This window comes from Psychrobacter sp. PG1, from assembly GCF_014897815.1.
Taxonomy (GTDB): Bacteria; Pseudomonadota; Gammaproteobacteria; order Pseudomonadales; family Moraxellaceae; genus Psychrobacter.
Genome location: NZ_JABUZG010000021.1, coordinates 1 through 1,071, shown reverse-complemented (window position 1 = coordinate 1,071; position 1,071 = coordinate 1). Strand labels below are relative to the sequence as shown.

At 44.0% G+C, this 1,071-nt stretch carries 1 protein-coding gene; it reads left to right on the top strand.

Annotation, left to right across the window (positions count from 1 at the left end; translation table 11 throughout):
- The first annotated feature begins 101 nt into the window (after positions 1–101).
- Entirely contained in the window at positions 102–1,064 is a 963-nt protein-coding gene (locus INT03_RS00810) for an IS30 family transposase (protein WP_193007181.1), read from the top strand.
- The last annotated feature ends 7 nt before the right edge of the window (positions 1,065–1,071 follow it).

Sequence of the window (1,071 nt, the reverse complement as noted above, 5' to 3'; positions counted from 1 at the left end):
CCTAGATTCAAATAAGAAGTGCAACGTTTTAAAAGAATGAGTTGAAGAGTAAGATGTGCCGTGTTGCATTTCAAACTTCAACTCCTACATATCAGAACGTTATGAAACACTATACACATCTTACCCAAGAGCAAAGATATCAAATATCAGCGCTATTGCAAGCTAAAAAAGGCATGAGCGAAATAGCTAGAATTATCGGCTGTCATAAATCAACGGTGAGTCGAGAGATAAAGCGAAACATGGGACAAAGGGGTTATCGCCCCAAACAAGCCCATCGTTTGGCAAAAGAGCGCAAAGTTGTGAATAGCGCACAGATCAGCCGCTTTGGCTGGTGCTATATTGAGCACTTGTTAAACAAGAGATACTCACCTGAACAGATCACAGGGCGACTGAGGATGCTAGGTTGGCAAGATGTCCCAAGCCATGAATCAATATACCAACACATCTATACTGACAAAAAGGCAGGGGGTGATCTACACAACGCCCTTAGATGTCAAAAGCGTTATAAGAGACGGTATCTGCAAGGCAATGATAGGCGTGGGAAAATAGCGAACCGCTGTGATATCACTGAGCGTCCTAGCATCATTGAGACACGCAGTCGTATGGGCGATTATGAAGGGGATACGGTGGTTGGTCATGGGCATCAAGGTGTGCTTGTCACTTTAGTAGATAGAACGACTCGAGAGACTAAGATCAAAGCGCTACCCAATCGCAAGGCAAAAGCTGTCACACAAGCTTGTATTGACATGCTAAAAGGTGAGCAGGCGTTAAGCATCACCTTTGACAACGGTAAAGAGTTTGCTGACCATGAAGCGATGGCAACAGCGTTGAAGGCTGATATTTACTTCGCTCAGCCTTATCATTCTTGGGAGCGCGGAACTAATGAGAATACCAATGGTTTAATTCGTCAGTTTCTACCTAAGTCGATGCGTCTAGATAACCTATGCAGTCACTTAGTTCAGTCGATTGAAGACAGTTTAAATAATCGACCTAGAAAGGTGCTAGGGTTTAGAACACCGCTTGAGGTAAAATCTAGATTCGGGTGCGTTGCACTTCGATGTTGAATCCAAG

Bases quoted from the DNA above. Each gene is read 5' to 3' on its own strand.
- INT03_RS00810 (WP_193007181.1), top strand. From the start codon at position 102: ATGAAACACTATACACATCTTACCCAAGAGCAAAGATATCAAATATCA.